Below are 655 nucleotides of genomic sequence, written 5' to 3' on the forward strand. Positions count from 1 at the left end.
GAAGCCATGGCTCTCGGCGCGCCCTGGCGACAGCGGTAGCATCCGATCCTTACGATCCAGAGCTTGAATTGCCGTCTTCTCGTCCACGCAGAACACCACCGCATGTGCGGGCGGGTTCAGATACAGGCCGATGACGTCTGCAGCCTTGGTCTCGAAGTCAGGGTCGTTTGAGACCATGTGCGTATCGAGTCGATGGGGGCGCACGCCGTGCTTGCGCCAGATGCGCTGTACCGTCGAGGCGCCTACATCACCCAGAGCCGCCGCAAGCTTATAGCTGCTCCAATGCGTCGAGCCGTCCGAGGGCCGGTGCTTAAGCGTGAGATTCAGAACCCGCGCCTCGAGCTTTTCAGGCGGATGCACAGGAGCTCGTCCCGGATGGCGCGCGTACAGGCCTGCCAACCGCTCCGCCAAAAACCGACTCGACCAACGGGTAATGAAGCGCGAGTCACATCGCAGCCGCTGCATGATCGCCTCACGTGCTTCGCCTTCATCAAGCATCAAGATCAGCCGTGCACGCCGCGCGTCCGCTGCGCGCACCGTTTGGCTACGAGTTGCTGACAGCAATTGTTTGCGCTCAAGCGTGGTCAAATTCATCTTTTCCATGCGTTTCATTGAATACCAAATAAGGTGCTTTTTCAATGACGCAATGGACTAG

The 655-nt window shown here is 59.1% G+C and carries 1 protein-coding gene; it reads right to left on the reverse strand.

The window, feature by feature from the left end; all coding sequences use genetic code 11:
• On the reverse strand, positions 1–612 hold a 612-nt coding region (locus M3I56_RS40820), incomplete at its 3' end, for an IS630 family transposase (protein ID WP_254358705.1).
• Positions 613–655: the final 43 nt, after the last annotated feature.

Source organism: Paraburkholderia sp. CNPSo 3281, from assembly GCF_024206515.1.
GTDB lineage: Bacteria > Pseudomonadota > Gammaproteobacteria > Burkholderiales > Burkholderiaceae > Paraburkholderia > Paraburkholderia nodosa.